The organism is Streptomyces sp. NPDC048461, from assembly GCF_055587105.1.
On the sequence record NZ_JBVJGW010000014.1, the window covers coordinates 188,734 to 204,924 of the forward strand.

A 16,191-nucleotide genomic window follows, 5' to 3' on the forward strand; every position below is an offset into this window, starting at 1 on the left:
CGCCCACTGTGCGCCGCCCGCCCGCGGGGCCGGTTCAGACGCGCCACCGGGGCACCGAGGTTCAGCCCTGCGGCGGCTGCTCCACGGCGTCGGCGACCCGCCGGGGCTCGTCCTGCCGCTGGACCCGCGCCTCGGTGCGGTGACCGCGCGCGATGTAGTCCCGTACGACGGTTTCCACCGCGTCCTGCGGAGAGCCGACCCCGGCGAGGACCATCACCTCCACCACGAGTTCGGCGTCGAGGCTGATGTTGACCTTGGCCACGGGTACCCCCTTCGTCCCTGTCGTCGTGCGAGGGACTGTAGCCGCATCGCGGCGCCGGATTCCCCGGTTCCCCCACCGCCGCCCGCCCGTTGGCACTACGGTCTCCCTACGCACACCCTCACTGGCACGTTTTGCCACCCCTGGCTCAGGTGCGCCCGCTCCCCTCCCGCCCGTCCTGGAGTCCCGTGTACCCACCGCCGCACACGCGCCCGTACGGCTTCCCGCCCGCGCCACCCGTCCGGCGCTGGTGGCACCACCCCGCAGTGATCGTCACGGCTCTGGTCCTGCTGCCGCCGGCGGGCATCGCGCTGGCGTGGACGAGCCGTTGGAGCCAGGGCAAGAAGATCGTCGCGACCGTGCTCGCCGGCCTCTGGTTCCTGCTGTTCCTCGTGTCGGACCCGCCGGAGAAGCCGGACGACGCCAAAGCGCTGCCGGTGGCCGCCCGGACGGCGACGCCGACGCCCCCGACGTCCTCCAGCCCGGCGCCGCCGCCCGCACCCTCGCCGACCCCGTCCACGCAGGCCGAACCGCAGATGCCGTCCGTGGTGGGGAAGTCGTTCGCCGAGGCCGAGAAGGCCGTACGGGACGGGGGCGGGGCGGGACTGACCGCGCTCAGCGCCTACCGCGACGTCGCGCTCCCCGGGCCCCACGCAGACTGGACCGTGTGCTTCCAGGGGCTGCCGGCCGGCTCCCCGATCGCGGCCCGGCTCGCCGCCCCGGCCGTCCACCTCGTCGCCCGCGGGACCCCGTGCCCGGCCCGCGCGGACACGGACCTGCGCCCGAGTCCGGCGCCGGTACCGACACCCACGCCGACACCCCCGCCGCCCCCGCAGGACGAGTCCGACGGCAGCGGCGGATCCTCCTCGTCCTCCGGCGGGGCGGGCGACGACGACGACAGCAGCGGGGCGCCGGTCAAGCGCGCGGGCTCGTTCTGCGCGCCGGCCGGAGCCGCCGCCGTCACCTCCGCCGGCACCCCGCTCGTCTGCGGACCGGGCTCCGACGGGCGCAACCGCTGGCGCCGGGGCTGAACCACACCCGCCCGCAACACCGCGAGGCCCCCGCCCAGCAAAGGGCGGGGGCCTCGCGGTGTTGCGGTCTCCGGGCCGGACGGGGGGCCCGGGCCGCACCGGGGGCTACGCGTTGGGGCGCAGGGTCCACACGACCGTCATCTCGCCCGTCACGGCCTCGTCCTCGCGCTGAATCGCGATGGTGACGGGGAACTCGGGGCGGCCGCCGGCGTCGAGCTCGGCGACGACGTCCGCGATCGGGCGGCCGAGGGTGGCCGTGGCGGTGACGACGCCCTTGGCGAGCTTCTTGTAGCCGATCTCGGCCTTGACGGCCAGCGGCACCGCACGCGAGAGCTGGTCGCCGAAGGCGGCCAGGACGATCGCGCCGCTCGCGGACTCGGCGAGGGTGAACATGGCGCCCGCGTGCGGGCCGCCGACGTGGTTGTGGAAGTCGGGCTGGTCCGGAAGCCGGACGACCGCACGCTCGGGGGTGGTCTCCAGGAACTGGAGGTTCAGGGTCCGTGCCATCGGCACCGTCGCGGCGAGCATTTCGCCTACGTTCATCTGGTCTGCGCTCATGACGCGGGATGTTACCCATGAGTAGATGCGCTTGACCAGACTCGGGCCGGGGGCGGCCGTGGCCCCCGGGGACCACTCCCACTATGGTTACCGGCCATGTGGCCAGGACAGCAGCAGCCGCCCGGGGGCGAGCAGAACCCCCAGGACGCGCAAAAGAACCCGTACCAGCAGCAGCCGGGACAACCGGGGCAGCCGAACCCGTACCAGCAGCCCGGATACGGTGAGCAGCAGCCCGGCTACGGGTACCCCCAGCAGGGGTACCAGACGCCGCCGCCGGTGCAGCCCTGGGGGCAGACCCAGCAGACCCAGCAGGCGCCGTCGCCCGGCGGAGGCGGCAGCCCCTACTCCACCCGGACGGTGGCCATCGTCGCCGCGTCGGCGGTCGTCGTGGCGGCCGCCGCCACCGGCGCCTTCGTCCTGACCCGGGACGACAAGACGAACCAGGCGGACGCCAAGCCCGCCGCGTCCTCCTCCGCCCCGCCGTCCTCCGCGCCCGCGCCGGCGGGCACCAGCCCGAACCCCCGGGCCGGCGGCGACGTCAAGCCGGTGGTCCCGGGCTGGAAGGTGGTCCTCAACCCGAAGTACGGCACCGCCTTCGACGTTCCGCCGGAGTGGAACGTGCTGGGCTCGGGCATGTCGATCGGCTTCGAGGACGAGGTGAAGAAGGACGGCGGCCCGGTCGTGATGATGTCGGGCCCCGCCTACCTCAAGGAGGACTGGTGCAAGGTCGACTCCGACAAGAACGGCAGTGAGGAGACGACCTCGCTGGCCGGCACCGGCACCAAGGGCGGCCAGGGCGCCAAGGACACCGCCGAGGCCGTGCGCAACGAGGCCGGCACCTGGGCGTTCGCCGGATACGCGCAGAAGGCGCCGAAGGGCACCGTGAAGGTCTCCGATCCGAAGGAGTACACCACCTCCTCCGGGCTCAAGGGCCACACGGCGACCGCCACCGCGGCGGGCATCGCCAAGGAGAACAAGTGCTCCTCCGACGGCAAGTCCATCGCGTTCAGCTTCAAGACCGCGAACGGTGACTTCTCCAGCTGGGTCCTCTACAGCGCCGCGGGGGTTCCGGACGAGATCCCCCAGGCGACGCTCGAAAAGATCATGAGCACCGTCCGCCTCTCCACGGGCTGATCTCCCGGCGTCCACGGTCCGGGCCGACAATCCGTTTGGATTCTCGGCCCGGGCCGTGGATAGTCCGGGGGTGAGTCCTTCCCCCGCCGCCCCGTCCCGTACGCCCGCGCGCCGCCGCCCCGAATGGGCGGGCCGGAACTACAGCCTGCTGACGGGCGCCGCGGTCGTCACGAACCTCGGCAGCCACGGGGCGCTGATCGCCGCCTCCTTCGCGGTCCTGGAGACCGGCGGCTCCGGCTGGGACGTCGGCCTGGTCACGGCCGCCCGTACGCTCCCGCTCGTCCTGTTCCTGCTCGTCGGCGGGGCGATCGCCGACCGGCTGCCCCGGCACCGCGTGATGGTCGCCGCCAACGCCCTCAACTGCGTCTCGCAGGCCGCCTTCGCGCTGCTGGTCCTGGCCGGCGATCCGCAGCTGTGGCAGATGATGCTGCTGACCGCCCTGTGCGGCACCGGTACGGCCTTCTTCAACCCGGCCGCCGAGGGCATGCTCCTGTCCACCGTCTCCGGGGAGCACGCGAACCGCGCGTTCGCCCTGTTCCGGATGTCCATGAACGGCGCCGGGATCGGCGGCGCGGCGCTCGGCGGCGCCATGATCGCCGCGTTCGGCGCGGGCTGGGTCCTCGCCGTCGACGCGGCGGCCTTCGCCGTGGCGGGCGCCCTGCGCGCCTTCCTCGACGTCAGCCACATCCCCGAGCGCGAGCCGGGCGGAGGCCTGCTGTCCGACCTGCGCGAGGGCTGGGTGGAGTTCCGGACCCGTCCGTGGCTGTGGAGCATCGTGCTCCAGTTCGCCGTCGTGGTCGGCGTGATCAGCGCCGCGGAGGCGGTGTACGGGCCGCTGGTCGCGCGGGACCAGCTGGGCGGGGCGGCGCCCTGGGGCCTGGCCCTGGCCTTCTTCGGCCTCGGGACCATCGGCGGCGCCGTGCTGATGATGGTCTGGAAACCGCGCCGGCTGCTGCTCGTCGGCACGCTCTGCGTGTTCCCGATGGCGCTGCCCTCGGCGGGGCTGGCGATCCCGCTGCCCGTCTGGGCGCTGTGCGCGGTGATGCTCGTCAGCGGGATCTCGATCGAGGTGTTCGGCGTCAACTGGATGACGACCATGCACCAGGAGATCCCCGAGGAGAAGTTCTCCCGGGTCTCCGCGTACGACTGGTTCGGCTCGCTGTCGATGACACCGCTGGCCACCGCCCTCGCGGGCCCGGCCGAGTCCGCGTTCGGCCGCTCCACCGCGCTGTGGGGCTGCGCGGCCCTGGTCCTGCTGCCGACGGCGGCGGTGCTGCTGGTGCCGGACGTACGCCGGATCACCCGCCGCAAGCCCGGGCCGGCCGGCCCGCCCCCGGTGCCCGCCGTCGAGCCCGCCGGATCCCTCACCCCAGGCTGAACGCGCCCTCCGGCGGCTCCGGCGAGGCCACCGCCTCCGCGTCGCCGACCGGCCGGGCACCCCGTACGAACCGGGCCAGCCCCGCCCCGGACTCCACCCGGGCGGGGAACGCGTCGGAGGCGCAGCGCCGGGTCAGGTCCGCCACCGGCAGCGCGCCGTCCGACGCCAGCAGCACCGCGTTGCCGAACCGCCGCCCCCGCAGCACCGCGGGTTCCGCGATCAGGGCCAGCTCCGCGAACGCGGCCCCGAAGGTGGCCAGCTGCCCGCGCAGGAAGTCGAACGGCGCGCCGTCGGCCAGGTTGGCCGCGTACAGCCCGCCGGGCCGCAGCACCCGCGCCGCCTCCCGCGCGTACTCCACGGACGTCAGCCGGGCCGGCACCCGCGAGCCGCCGAACACGTCGGCCACCACCACGTCCGCGCTCGCCGCGGGCGCCGCCTCCAGCCAGGTCCGGGCGTCCGCCGCGTGCACCGTCACCCCGGCGTCCGCCGGCAGCGGCAGGTGCTCGGCGACCAGCTCCACCAGGCCCGTGTCGAACTCGACGACCGTCTGCCGCGATCCCGGCCGGGTCGCCGCCGCGTACCGCGGCAGGGTGAGCGCGCCGCCGCCCAGGTGCAGCAGGTCCAGGGGGCGCCCCGGCTCCGCGGCGCGGTCCAGGACGTGCGCGAGCCGGCGTACGTACTCGAACTCCAGGTGCTCCGGTTCGTCCAGGTCCACGTACGACTGCGGCGCCCCGTCGACGGTCAGCAGCCAGGCCCGCTCCCGGTCCACGTCCGGCATCAGCTTGGCGGTGCCCTGGTCCACGTCCCGGACGACCGGGATCTGTTCGTCGCTCACCCCACCATTGTCGGCCCGCCCCGGCCCGCCCCGGGACACCGGTGGCCTCAGTCCGACCAGACCGCCCGTGCCTCGGCGACGTGTCCGGCGGCCTGCTCCAGCCCCGCCCGCGCGGCCGGGTCGCGCCGGGCCGGGTCCAGGACGTTGCGGCCGAACGCCTTGCGGGCCGCCGCCGAGGGGGTGATCAGCAGGACCCGGGCGCCGGCCGCGCGCAGCCGGTCCGCCTGGGCGGCCGGCGAGGGGATCAGCCCGGCGCCCATCGCCATCGGGGCGAGCACCACCACCCGCGCGCAGCCCGCGGCCAGGTCGGCGTTGGTGGCGGACCGGATGCCCCCGTCGATGAACCGGCGCCCGCCGACCGTGACCGGCGGCCAGACGCCGGGCACCGCGCAGCTCGCCGAGACGGCGTCGACCAGACCGCCCCCGGCGTTCCGGTCGAAGGCCTTGAGCTCGCCGCTCAGTGCGTCGACGGCGGTGACGACCAGACGCCGTTCGGGCCACTCGTGCGAGACCAGCCGCGCCTCCAGCACCGTGCGCCGTTCGGCCTCGGGGCCGGTGTCCGCGGCCAGCGCCATCGCGCCGACCCGCCGCCGGTAGCCCTTCACGTCGCGCGAGCGCGCCATCGCGAGCGCGTAACGGGCGATGAGACCCGCCCCGAGCCGCGCCGGGAGCTCGCCGCTCGGGTCGCCGAGCTGGCGCTCGTACAGTTCCTGCGGAGTGAGCCGTCCCGAGGTGAGCTGGGCGCCGACGACCGAGCCGGCCGAGGTGCCGATCACGAGGTCGGCGGTGGTGAGGTCGACCCCGGCCCGGGCGAGCCCGTACAGGATCCCGCACTCCCAGCCGACCCCGGTCAGCCCTCCGCCGCCCAGCACCAGTGCCGTGTCGCCGCCCATCGCAGTCCGCCCCCTCGTCGCCGCGTCTCCCGTACGCCCCGCGGCAGCCCGCGGTGACGACAGGCAGTCTGGCGCAGCCTGCCCGCCGCCACCACGGAGGGGCCCGGATCGGTTCGGCCCCGATCGATTCGGCCCGATCAGTTCGGCCCGATCACTCCAGGACGGCCGTCACGGTGCCCGCGCCGACCGTGCGGCCGCCCTCGCGGATCGCGAAGCCGAGGCCCGACTCCAGCGGCACGTCCCGCCCGAGCTCGACGGTCATCTCGACCGTCTCCCCCGGCCGCGCCGTGCCGGCCGCGCCCAGGTCCACGTCGCCGACCACGTCGGCGGTGCGGATGTAGAACTGCGGCCGGTACCCGCTGACGACCGGGGTCGTCCGGCCGCCCTCGCGCCCCGACAGCACGTACACCCGCGCCGTGAACCGCCGCCTGGGCACGACGCTGCCGGGCGCGGCGACCACGTGGCCGCGGCGCACCCCGTCGCGCGGGACCCCGCGCAGCAGCAGCGCGACGTTGTCGCCGGCCTCGGCGGACTCCATCGGCTTCCCGAAGGTCTCCAGGCCGGTGACGACCGTCTCGACCGGCTCTCCGTCGCCGCCGAGCACGCTCACCCGGTCGCCGAGCCGTACGCCGCCCCGCTCGACGGCGCCCGTGACGACGGTCCCGCGCCCGGTGATGGTGAGCACGTTCTCCACCGGCAGCAGGAAGGGCGCGTCGGTGTACCGCACGGGCATCGGCACGTACGTGTCCACCGCGTCCAGCAGCGCCTCGATCGCCGCGGTCCACCGCGGGTCGCCCTCCAGCGCCCCGAGTCCGGAGACCCGTACGACGGGCGCCGTGTCCCCGCCGTAGCCGTGGGCGGTGAGCAGCTCGCGGACCTCCAGCTCGACCAGGTCGGTGAGCTCGGGGTCGCCCGCGTCGGCCTTGTTCAGGGCGACGACCACGTGGTCGACGCCGACCTGCCGGGCGAGGAGCACGTGCTCGGCGGTCTGAGGCATGACGCCGTCGAGCGCGGAGACGACGAGGATCGCCCCGTCGAGCTGCGCGGCCCCGGTGACCATGTTCTTGATGAAGTCGGCGTGGCCGGGCATGTCGACGTGGGCGTAGTGGCGGGTGTCGGTCTCGTACTCGACGTGGGTGAGGTTGATGGTGATCCCCCGCCGGGCCTCCTCCGGGGTCCGGTCGATCCGGTCGAAGGGCACGAAGGCCGCGCCGCCGCGCTCGGCGAGCACCTTGGTGATGGCGGCGGTGAGGGTGGTCTTGCCGTGGTCGACGTGACCCATGGTGCCGATGTTGAGGTGCGGCTTGGTCCGCACGAAGGCCGTCTTGGCCATGATGTCTTTTCCCGTGGCTCGAAGCTGGAACGGGACCCCGGAAGCGGGCCGACCCTCCCCCTGCGGGGTCCGCCGGACTGTCCGGGAAGGGTCAGCTTCGTGCGCCGCCGAGTGCGGCGAGGGCGGGTGCTTCCGCGCCTGCGGCAGCCTTCGGCGCGTCCGCGACTGCGGACGGCGCTGCGTGGAAGGCGTACCGGGACATGCCCCTGATCGTGCCGGACGGCCCCCGCGCCGTCGAATGGTTTTCGCCCGCTGGTTTTCGCCCGCGAACGCGGCCGCGGTCAGAGGTTCCTGAGCGCCTCGCGCACGGACAGCGGGGACAGCCGGGGGCGTTCGGCCTCCACGAAGGCGCGGACCGCCTCCGCGTCGGTCTTCGCGTACTCCCGCAGGCTCCAGCCGATGGCCTTGCGGATGAAGAAGTCCGGATGGCCGGCCAGGCGGCGGCAGTAGCCGAAGAGCCGGCCGCTGTCCGTGGCGTCCTTGTAGCGGAGCTGGTGCAGCAGGGCGGTGCGGGCCACCCAGAGGTCCTCGTCCCCGATCCACCCGTCCATGGCGGTCCGCAGCCCCGGGTCGGCGGCCACCAGCGGGCCCACCGTGTGCGCGGCGAGCAGGTCGACGGTGTCCCACCAGGGATCGGTCACGACGAGGTGGCGCACCACGGGCAGCAGGGCGGAGGAGCAGCGGGGGACGTGCCGGCGCAGGTAGTCCACGGCGAAGTACCGGTACTCGCGCTCGGGGAGCCGCCAGCAGCGCAGGGCCAGCGCGGCGCAGTCCGCCTCCCGCGGGGCCGGGGTGTCCTTGGTCACCGCCTTGGACAACTCGCGGCGCAGCGGGGTCGGGAGCCCCAGGAAGGGCGAGACGTCCTTCATGTACGCGGCCATCGCCGCGGCCCGTACGGGGTCGGCGGCGCCCGCGTGGACCGTGGTCAGCCGGTCCACGAGGGTGTCCGCGAGGGCGCTGCGGGGAACCCCCGGCGGTCGCGGGTCGTTCGGCTGCATGAGGCCCAGATTACGGCGCGGAGTCCCGCAGGTCGGTTAGTCTCCCGGAATGTCCCTCCTCCTCGCGCCGTGGTTCCGGCTGTCGCTCCTCGTCGTGCTGCTCTCCGCAGCCGGCGTGTGCGTGCTGCTGTACGAGCCGCAGCGGATCCTCTCGGAGGGCTGGCTCCCGGGCCTGCCCGTGGGCACGGCGGTCCTGTCGTTCGCAGCCGTGTACGGGGTGTGCGCGGCGGCATTCGTCCCGCGCCCGCTGCTGAACCTGGCCGCCGGAGCCGTCTTCGGCATGCAGTTCGGCCTGCCGGCGGCGGTCGGCGGCACCGTCCTCGGCGCCGCGATCGCCTTCGGCCTGGGCCGGTACATGGGTCAGGACGCCCTGCGGCCGTACGTGCGCGGCCGCTGGCTGCGGGCGGCGGACGGCCAGCTCAGCCGGCACGGGTTCCGCTCGATGATCGCCGTCCGGCTCTTCCCCGGCGTGCCGTTCGTGGTGGCCAACTACGGCGCCGCGGTCTCCCGCTGCGGCTGGGTGCCGTTCCTGTCCGCAACGGCTCTCGGGGTCGTCCCGAACACCGCCGCGTACGTGATCGCGGGGGCCAACGCCTCCTCCCCCGGTTCGCCCGCCTTCCTGGTCTCGTTCGGGTTCATCGTGGTCTCCGTGGTGGCCGCCGGAGCGGTCGCCTGGCGCAAGCGGCACCGCCTGGCACCGCCCCGGCCGCTCGGGGTCGCGTACGAACGGGCGCCCCAGCACCCCCCGGTGGTCGGCGCCGCCCCGCACGGGCCCTAGCATCGGACGCGAACTGCCCGACGATCACAAGGACGAGCGCACCCCGACATGAGCTGGTTCGAATCCCTAATCCTCGGTCTCGTCCAGGGGCTTACGGAGTTCCTCCCGATCTCCTCCAGTGCCCACCTGCGGCTGACCGCGGCGTTCGCCGGCTGGCACGACCCGGGAGCGGCCTTCACCGCCATCACCCAGATCGGCACCGAGGCGGCCGTGCTGATCTACTTCCGCAAGGACATCGCGCGGATCGTCTCCACCTGGTTCCGTTCCCTCTACACCAAGGCCCTGCGCTCCGAACAGGACGCGAAGATGGGCTGGCTGGTGATCGTCGGTTCGATTCCGATCGGTGTCCTCGGCCTCGTGTTCAAGGACCAGATCGTGGGCCCGGCGCGCGATCTGCGGCTGACCGCCACCACCCTCATCGTGATGGGCATCGTGCTCGGCGTCGCCGACCGGCTGGCCGCGCGCGACGAGGAGGGCGGCAGGCACCGTGCGATCCGCGAGCGCAAGACGCTGGGGCAGCTGAGCGTCAAGGACGGCCTCGTCTTCGGCTTCTGCCAGGCGATGGCCCTGATCCCGGGCGTCTCGCGGTCCGGTGCGACGATCTCCGGCGGCCTGCTGCTGGGCTTCACCCGTGAGGCGGCCGCCCGCTACTCCTTCCTCCTCGCGATCCCGGCCGTGCTGGCGTCGGGCGCGTTCGAGATCCTGGACGTGGTCGAGGAGCCGGGCCACATCTCGTGGGGGCCGACGATCTTCGCGACGGTCATCGCGTTCTTCGTGGGCTACGCCGTCATCGCCTGGTTCATGAAGTTCATCTCCACCAAGAGCTTCATGCCGTTCGTGATCTACCGGATCCTGCTGGGCATCGCCCTGTTCATCCTGATCGGCATGGGTGTGCTGAGCCCCCACGCGGGCGAGTCCGGCTCGTAGCGGCGACCCCGCTCACCGCTTCGCGTGAACCGGAGGCCGCTCGGGAACGTTCCCGGGCGGCCTCCGCGTCGTTGTGCCTGAGAGACCTGAAGGCGAGCAACAGGGGGTGTCCCATGGGTCGAGTGGTGTTGGAGCGGTTTCCGGCCGGAAGTCCGAGGGGGAGCTGGCCGGCCGAGGAGTACGCGGCGCAGCGGCTGCGCGAGGGCGTGCAGGCCGAAGTGGTGATGGACCTGGACAGCGACGCGTTCCTCGTCGTGGTGCGGCAGCGGGAGGTGCGTTCCGGTCACTGACCGTCCGCGGCGGGATCCGGCGGGCGCGCGCCCCTTGGCCTCGCGCCCCGGCAGCCCCACACTGTCCCGATGACGCAGCGTGTGGACCTCGCGACGGTGATGGACCGGCTGGCGATCGACGAGGTGGTCTCGGGGTACGCGGTGGCCGTCGACGACGGCGACTGGGCCGCGTACCGCGCCCTGTTCGCCGCGGGAGGGCGGGCCGACTACAGCTCGGCGGGCGGCGTCGAGGGGCCGGCCGGGGAGGTCGCGGACTGGCTCGCCGAGACCATGAAGCTCTTCCCGGTGCGGCAGCACCTCATAGTGAACCGGCTGATCCGGGTCGAGGACCTGGGCGGCTCGCCGGGCGACACCGCCCGGGTGCAGGCCGACTTCCTCAACCCGATGCGGCTGGCGGGGCCCGAGTTCGACGGGACCGTCACCGCGCCCAACTTCGTCGCGGCCGGGCGGTACGCCTTCGAGCTGGCCCGCACCCGCGACGGCTGGCGGCTGACCGGGGTCACGGTCCACGAGAAGTGGCGCCACGCGACCGCCTGACCGGGCCCCGGGGGCGCGGCTGATCCACACTGGAGGCGGAGGCATGCCATGGTCCCGATGAGCGGTGCCCGGATCCCGGGCCGGCGGAGCGCCGCCGCGGTCCTCGCCGGGGCTCTGCCCGCCCTCGCCTTTCCCGCGCCCGCGCTGTGGTGGTTCGCGTACGTCGCCCTCGTGCCCTGGATGCTGCTGCTGAGGTCGGCCCCCACCGGGCGGCGGGCGGCCCTGGAGGGCTGGCTGGGGGGCGGCGCCTTCATCGTGGCCGTGCACCACTGGCTGCTGCCCAGCCTGCATGTGTTCCTGGTGCCGGTGGCCGCGCTGCTCGGGCTGCTGTGGGTCCCCTGGGCGCTGCTGGTGCGGGGGCTGCTCGGCGGCGCCCCCTCGGCCCGCCGGGCGGGCGCCGCGCTGGTCCTCGTACCGGCGGGGTGGCTGCTGTCGGAGCTGGTCCGGTCCTGGCAGGGGCTGGGCGGGCCCTGGGGGCTCCTGGGAGCGAGCCAGTGGCAGGTGCCGCCCGCGCTGCGGCTGGCCTCGGTGGGCGGGGTGTGGCTGGTCGGCCTCGCCGTGGTGGCGGTGAACTGCGCGGTGGTGCTGCTGGTGGCGGTGCCGGGTGCGCGGGCCCCGGCGGTGGCGGGGCTGACGGGGTGGGCGGTGCTGACGGGCGTGGTGTGGCTGTGGGCGCCGTCCCCCGAGGTGTCGGGACGGCTGCGGGTGGCCGTCGTCCAGCCGGGACCGGTGGCGGACGGCCCGGACAGTACGGAGCGGCGGTTCGCCGCCGGCGAGCGGCTGACCCGGACGCTGGCCGGCCGGCCGGTCGACCTGGTGGTGTGGGGCGAGAGCAGCGTCGGCGAGGACCTGACGGCCCGCCCGGACCTGGCGCGGCGCCTGGCGGCGCTCTCCGCGGAGGCGGGGGCCCCGCTGCTGGTGAACGTGGACGCCCGGCAGCCGGACCGCCCCGGGATCCGCAAGAGCGCGGTGCTCGTCGACGCCCGCGGCCCCACCGGCGACCGGTACGACAAGATGCGGCTCGTCCCCTTCGGCGAGTACGTGCCGGCCCGCGCGGTGCTCGGCTGGGCCACCTCGGTCGGCAGGGCGGCCGGTGAGGACCGGGTCCCGGGCGACGCACCGGTGGTCATGGGACTTCCCGGGGGCGTCCGGGTCGGACCGCTGGTCTGCTTCGAGTCGGCGTTCCCGGACATGAGCCGCCACCTGGTCCGCGAAGGGGCCGGGCTGCTGGTCGCCCAGTCGTCGACGAGCACCTTCCAGAACAGCTGGGCGCCGGCGCAGCACGCCTCGCTGGCCGCGCTGCGCGCCGCCGAGACCGGCCGTCCCGTGGTGCACGCCACCCTGACGGGGATCAGCGCGGTGCACGGCCCGCACGGGGAGCGGATCGGCGCGGCGCTCCCCACCGCGGCGAGCACGGCGGCTGTGTACGAGGTGCCCACGGCCCGGGGCACGACGCTCTCCGTCCGCTTCGGGGACTGGCCGGTGGCGGTGGCCCTCGCCGTACTGGCGGCGTACTGCGCGGCGGAGGGGTCCCGCTCGCTCAGGAGGCCTGCTCGAGGACCGAGTCCACCACCCGCTCGCACAGTTCGTGGGTGAGGAGCGCGTCGCGGGCACTGAGCGTCCGGCCCGCCGCGACGGCTTCCAGGAAGGCGTCCACGACCTGCTCGATGCCGCGCTGGCGGGCGACCGACACCCAGTCCCCGCGGCGCCGTACGGTGGGCTGGCCCTTGTGGTCGATGACGTCCGCGAGGTTGACGACCTGGCGCTTGGTGTCCTGTCCCGACACCTCCAGGATCTCCTCGGCGGACCCGGAGCGCCGGTTCATGATGCCGAGCGCGGTGAAGCCCTCCCCGGACATCTGGAGCACCACCTGGTGCATCAGCCCCTCGCGCACCACGGCCCGCACGTCGATGTGGTCGGCCTCGGCGGGCAGCAGGAAGCGCAGGGTGTCGACGACGTGGATGAAGTCGTCCAGCACCAGGGTGCGCGGGTCCTCGGGCAGCCCGACGCGGTTCTTCTGCAGGACGATCAGCTCGCGCGGGTGCTCGGCGCACTGCGCGTAGCCGGGCGCGTGGCGGCGGTTGAAGCCGACGGCGAGCGAGACCCCGCGCTCCTCGGCCAGTTCCACCAGCCGGCGGGACTCCGCGAGCTCGTAGGCGAGCGGCTTGTCCACGTACGTCGGCACGCCCGCTTCCAGGAGCCGGGTGACGATCTCGGGGTGGGCCGCGGTCGGGGCGTGCACGAACGCCGCGTCGAGCCCCTGCGCGAGCAGGGCGTCGAGGTCGGTGTGCCGGCGCGCGGCCGGGACGTGGTGCAGGGCGCCGACCCGCTCCAGCGTGGCGGGGGTCCGGGTCTGCAGGTGCAGCTCGACTCCCGGGCGGGTGGTGAGGACGGGCAGGTACGCCTTTTGCGCGATGTCGCCGAGTCCGATGCAGCCGACCTTCACCGGGGAGCCTCCAGGTTCGTTCCGAACGGTATTCCCGCAGCTTAATCCCTGGTGGCGGGGGCTCCGTTCGCCCAGGATGAGGGTCATGCACTCCAATGGATCACACCGCACCGAGCCCTCCACCACCGCCGACGAGCGGGAGATGCTGGACGGCTGGCTCGACTACCACCGCGCCACGCTCGCCTGGAAGTGCGAGGGCCTGGGCGACGAACAGCTGCGCCTGACGCCGCTGAAGCCCTCCGAGCTGAGCCTGCTGGGCCTCGTACGGCACATGGCGGAGGTGGAGCGGTACTGGTTCCGGGAGATCATGCTGGGCGAGGACCTGCCGGAGCTCTACTGCTCCCAGGACGAGCCGGACGGGGACTTCCACTTCACCGACGGTGACACCTGGGCCGATGCGGAGCGGGTCTGGCAGACCGAGGTCGAGCTGGCCCGGCAGGCGTCGGCGGGCCGCTCCCTGGACCTGGTGTCGGACGCGGCCGTCCACCACCGCGGCGAGGTCTTCAGCCTCCGCTGGGTCTACACCCACATGATCGAGGAGTACGCGCGCCACAACGGCCACGCCGACCTGCTGCGCGAGCACCTCGACGGCTCCACCGGCGAGTAGGACCGTCCGCCGGACACCGGCCCGGCGTCACCCGTGCGGGGTGAATTTCGCCTCCGGGTTTTCGCAACGGCGTCCTCGCACAGCAGAGTTGCGCGAGTGCATCCAACCCGAACCACGACGACCCTGTTGCTCGGAGTGGCCTGCGCCGTCTCGGCGGTGTCCGGCTGCGTGAGCGTGAACCCCGCCCCCGCGAGGACCGCGGTCCCGCCCGCCGCCGGGGTGCCGCCGCGCCACGAGCCGCGCGGCGGGCCGGGCGCCGCCCCGGTGGCCGTCCGGGCGCCCGCTCTGGAGGCCCTGGAGTCCCTGGAGGCAGCCCCCGGGCGGCCGGCGCGCCCCACGGCGTCCACGCAGGCCCACCGGTCGGCGCAGCGCACCGCCCCGGAGGCCTCCGGGGGGCTCCACCGGGCCGCGCCGCCCGTCCCCGACATCCCGGAGCCTCCGGGGCCCGGCGAGCCCGTCACGGAGCCGCGGGGCGGCCGTGGGGACCATGCGCGGCCCGGGGCGGCGGCCGGGCGGGAGCTGCTGCGGGAACTGCCGGTGCGCCCCGCGGACGTGTGCGCGCTGGGCCGGCGGCACGGCCGCTGGCACCCGGACAGCCCGGAGGCCCGCATCTGCGCGGGCGTCCGGGGCGGCTGAACGCCCCCGGCCTCGGTCACCGTACGGAGCGTGCCTACGGGCACTGCTCCGGGAACGGCCCCGGTCCCGGTCCCGCGCCCGGTTCCCCGTCGAGGCGGCGCTCCAGCCGGGCGATGGCGGCCCGTACGCCGTTCCCGTACCCGTCGTCGGACAGCGCGCCGGTGGCGGCGCGGGCCCGGGCCAGGTGGACCCGGGCCGCTTCGGGGCGCCGCAGCTTGACGTAGTCGGCGGCGAGGCTGAGGTGGAGGGACGGGTAGAACACCCGCATCGCGCGCGGCGGCTCGGCGGTGCGGCCCGCCGGGATCCCCTCCCCCGGCGCGGACCCGGCGGCGGACCCGGCGGCGGGGCCGCGGGCGGCGGTCAGGGCCCGCAGGTCCCAGGCCAGTTCCTCGGCGGGATCGTCCTGGGCGTCGGCCATGTAGTGCGCGAGGGTGCAGCGGTGCAGGGAGTCGCCCTCCTCGCCGATCTCGGACCAGATCGCACCGAGCCGGTTGCGGGCCTCCTCGCGGTCCCCGGCGTGCAGCAGGATGACGGCCTGGCCGATCCGGGTCATGACGGCGTCCTCCGACGCCTCCTGCTGCTCCGTCAACGCGGCCTCCGGCTCGCTCCGCCGGACCTGCGCCGGTCCGGTCGTCACGAAGCTAGCCGGAGGCACCGGCAATGCCGCCGAGGCGCGGGGGGAGGTCAGCCGAGGTCCGGGATCCGCCAGTCGATCGGCTCATGGCCCTGGGCGGCGACGGCCGCGTCGATCTGCGTGAAGGGGCGGGAGCCGAAGAACTTCTTGGCGGACAGCGGGGACGGGTGCGCGCCCTTGACGACCGCGTGCCGCTCCTCGTCGATCAGCGGGAGCTTCTTCTGGGCGTAGGCGCCCCAGAGGACGAAGACCGCCGGATCGGGGCGGTCGGAGACCGCGCGGATCACCGCGTCGGTGAACTTCTCCCAGCCCTTGGCCTTGTGCGAGTTGGGCTCGGCCTCGCGGACGGTGAGCACCGCGTTGAGCAGCAGGACGCCCTGGCGGGCCCACGGCATGAGGTACCCGTTGTCGGGGACCGGCAGGCCGAGTTCCTCCTTCATCTCCTTGTAGATGTTGCGCAGCGAGGGCGGGGTCTTGACGCCGGGCTGCACGGAGAAGCAGAGGCCGTGGCCCTGGCCCGCGCCGTGGTAGGGGTCCTGGCCGAGGACCAGCACCTTCACCTGGTCGAAGGGGGTGGCCTCCAGGGCCGCGAAAACCTGCTCGCGGGGCGGGTAGACCGGCCCGTTGGCCCGCTCCTTCTCGACGAACTCGGTGAGTTCCCTGAAGTAGGGCTGGTCCAGCTCTCCGCCGAGGACGGGGAGCCAGGACTCGGGCAGCATCTGGGTCACGGGGACAACCTCCGGTACAAGTTCGTGCGACTGCTCCAGAACCTACCGGGGGCCACTGACAGCGCCTCGCCCCCCCCCCCCCGGGGGGGGGGGGGGGCCGGCGCGGGCCCCCCCCCCCCCCCCCGGCCGGCCACGGGGGGTTGGGTGTAGGACCGCCCAAAAGGGAGGGGGTGGGGGGGGGGGGGGCGG

19 protein-coding genes are annotated in these 16,191 nt (G+C 74.5%); 10 read left to right on the forward strand and 9 right to left on the reverse strand.

Going from position 1 to position 16,191, the window contains the following annotated elements; all coding sequences use genetic code 11:
* Positions 1–61: 61 nt before the first annotated feature.
* On the reverse strand, positions 62–262 hold the full coding sequence (locus ACZ6S8_RS24320) for a type II toxin-antitoxin system VapB family antitoxin (RefSeq protein ID WP_469458989.1): 201 nt from the start codon (positions 260–262) through the stop codon (positions 62–64).
* A gap of 263 nt (positions 263–525) precedes the next feature.
* On the opposite strand from ACZ6S8_RS24320, the gene ACZ6S8_RS24325 reads away from it, so the two are divergent.
* Complete coding sequence (locus ACZ6S8_RS24325) at positions 526–1,290, forward strand: hypothetical protein (RefSeq protein WP_469458991.1); 765 nt, start codon at positions 526–528, stop codon at positions 1,288–1,290.
* A 105-nt stretch (positions 1,291–1,395) separates the two neighbouring features.
* Here ACZ6S8_RS24325 and ACZ6S8_RS24330 read toward each other — a convergent pair whose 3' ends face one another.
* Positions 1,396–1,833 carry a DUF4442 domain-containing protein gene (locus ACZ6S8_RS24330; RefSeq protein WP_469459078.1) on the reverse strand — a complete coding sequence of 146 codons (438 nt, stop codon included), beginning with the start codon at positions 1,831–1,833 and terminating at the stop codon, positions 1,396–1,398.
* Positions 1,834–1,944: 111 nt separating this feature from the next.
* On the opposite strand from ACZ6S8_RS24330, the gene ACZ6S8_RS24335 reads away from it, so the two are divergent.
* Together ACZ6S8_RS24335 and ACZ6S8_RS24340 are read left to right on the forward strand one after the other, a co-directional pair.
* A complete protein-coding gene (locus ACZ6S8_RS24335; protein WP_469458993.1) occupies positions 1,945–2,982 on the forward strand; it encodes a DUF8017 domain-containing protein in 1,038 nt (345 codons plus the stop codon).
* 70 nt (positions 2,983–3,052) lie between these two features.
* Positions 3,053–4,360, forward strand: a complete 1,308-nt coding sequence (locus tag ACZ6S8_RS24340) for an MFS transporter (RefSeq protein ID WP_469458995.1) — start codon at positions 3,053–3,055, stop codon at positions 4,358–4,360.
* Here the strand turns inward: ACZ6S8_RS24340 and ACZ6S8_RS24345 are convergent.
* The 4 genes from ACZ6S8_RS24345 to ACZ6S8_RS24360 all read right to left on the reverse strand — a co-directional run bounded on the left by ACZ6S8_RS24345 (position 4,347) and on the right by ACZ6S8_RS24360 (position 8,419).
* Positions 4,347–5,138, reverse strand: a complete 792-nt coding sequence (locus ACZ6S8_RS24345; RefSeq protein ID WP_469459080.1) for a spermidine synthase — start codon at positions 5,136–5,138, stop codon at positions 4,347–4,349. The genes ACZ6S8_RS24340 and ACZ6S8_RS24345 overlap by 14 nt on opposite strands.
* Before the next feature lie 104 nt (positions 5,139–5,242).
* Positions 5,243–6,088: a patatin-like phospholipase family protein gene (locus ACZ6S8_RS24350; protein ID WP_469458998.1), complete on the reverse strand. Its 846-nt coding sequence runs from the start codon at positions 6,086–6,088 to the stop codon at positions 5,243–5,245.
* Positions 6,089–6,239: 151 nt separating this feature from the next.
* The gene (tuf, locus tag ACZ6S8_RS24355; RefSeq protein ID WP_469459000.1) at positions 6,240–7,421 is read right to left on the reverse strand and encodes an elongation factor Tu; all 1,182 of its coding nucleotides are present in this window, start codon (positions 7,419–7,421) and stop codon (positions 6,240–6,242) included.
* Between the two features lie 281 nt (positions 7,422–7,702).
* Positions 7,703–8,419 (reverse strand): DNA alkylation repair protein, encoded by a 717-nt coding sequence (locus ACZ6S8_RS24360; protein WP_469459002.1) that lies wholly within the window; start codon positions 8,417–8,419, stop codon positions 7,703–7,705.
* 49 nt (positions 8,420–8,468) lie between these two features.
* Here ACZ6S8_RS24360 and ACZ6S8_RS24365 point away from each other — a divergent pair, with 49 nt between their 5' ends.
* The 5 genes from ACZ6S8_RS24365 to lnt all read left to right on the forward strand — a co-directional run bounded on the left by ACZ6S8_RS24365 (position 8,469) and on the right by lnt (position 12,547).
* Positions 8,469–9,197 carry a TVP38/TMEM64 family protein gene (locus ACZ6S8_RS24365; protein WP_469459003.1) on the forward strand — a complete coding sequence of 243 codons (729 nt, stop codon included), beginning with the start codon at positions 8,469–8,471 and terminating at the stop codon, positions 9,195–9,197.
* 48 nt (positions 9,198–9,245) lie between these two features.
* Entirely contained in the window at positions 9,246–10,124 is an 879-nt protein-coding gene (locus tag ACZ6S8_RS24370) for an undecaprenyl-diphosphate phosphatase (protein ID WP_469459005.1), read from the forward strand.
* Positions 10,125–10,237: 113 nt separating this feature from the next.
* Positions 10,238–10,414, forward strand: coding sequence for a hypothetical protein (locus ACZ6S8_RS24375; protein ID WP_351282195.1), 177 nt, complete (start codon positions 10,238–10,240; stop codon positions 10,412–10,414).
* A gap of 69 nt (positions 10,415–10,483) precedes the next feature.
* Positions 10,484–10,951, forward strand: a complete 468-nt coding sequence (locus ACZ6S8_RS24380) for a nuclear transport factor 2 family protein (protein WP_469459008.1) — start codon at positions 10,484–10,486, stop codon at positions 10,949–10,951.
* A gap of 57 nt (positions 10,952–11,008) precedes the next feature.
* Positions 11,009–12,547 carry an apolipoprotein N-acyltransferase gene (gene lnt / locus ACZ6S8_RS24385; protein ID WP_469459010.1) on the forward strand — a complete coding sequence of 513 codons (1,539 nt, stop codon included), beginning with the start codon at positions 11,009–11,011 and terminating at the stop codon, positions 12,545–12,547.
* Here lnt and ACZ6S8_RS24390 read toward each other — a convergent pair.
* Positions 12,492–13,397, reverse strand: coding sequence for a Gfo/Idh/MocA family protein (locus ACZ6S8_RS24390; protein WP_469459012.1), 906 nt, complete (start codon positions 13,395–13,397; stop codon positions 12,492–12,494). The genes lnt and ACZ6S8_RS24390 overlap by 56 nt on opposite strands.
* An 85-nt stretch (positions 13,398–13,482) precedes the next feature.
* Here ACZ6S8_RS24390 and ACZ6S8_RS24395 point away from each other — a divergent pair, with 85 nt between their 5' ends.
* Both ACZ6S8_RS24395 and ACZ6S8_RS24400 read left to right on the forward strand, forming a co-directional pair.
* The gene (locus ACZ6S8_RS24395; RefSeq protein WP_469459014.1) at positions 13,483–14,004 is read left to right on the forward strand and encodes a DinB family protein; all 522 of its coding nucleotides are present in this window, start codon (positions 13,483–13,485) and stop codon (positions 14,002–14,004) included.
* 96 nt (positions 14,005–14,100) lie between these two features.
* Entirely contained in the window at positions 14,101–14,640 is a 540-nt protein-coding gene (locus tag ACZ6S8_RS24400) for a hypothetical protein (protein ID WP_469459016.1), read from the forward strand.
* A gap of 34 nt (positions 14,641–14,674) precedes the next feature.
* Here the strand turns inward: ACZ6S8_RS24400 and ACZ6S8_RS24405 are convergent, their stop codons facing one another.
* Both ACZ6S8_RS24405 and ung read right to left on the reverse strand, forming a co-directional pair.
* Positions 14,675–15,229 carry a hypothetical protein gene (locus tag ACZ6S8_RS24405; RefSeq protein WP_469459081.1) on the reverse strand — a complete coding sequence of 185 codons (555 nt, stop codon included), beginning with the start codon at positions 15,227–15,229 and terminating at the stop codon, positions 14,675–14,677.
* Positions 15,230–15,324: 95 nt separating this feature from the next.
* A complete protein-coding gene (gene ung, locus ACZ6S8_RS24410) occupies positions 15,325–15,993 on the reverse strand; it encodes a uracil-DNA glycosylase (RefSeq protein ID WP_383929479.1) in 669 nt (222 codons plus the stop codon).
* Between the last annotated feature and the right edge of the window lie 198 nt (positions 15,994–16,191).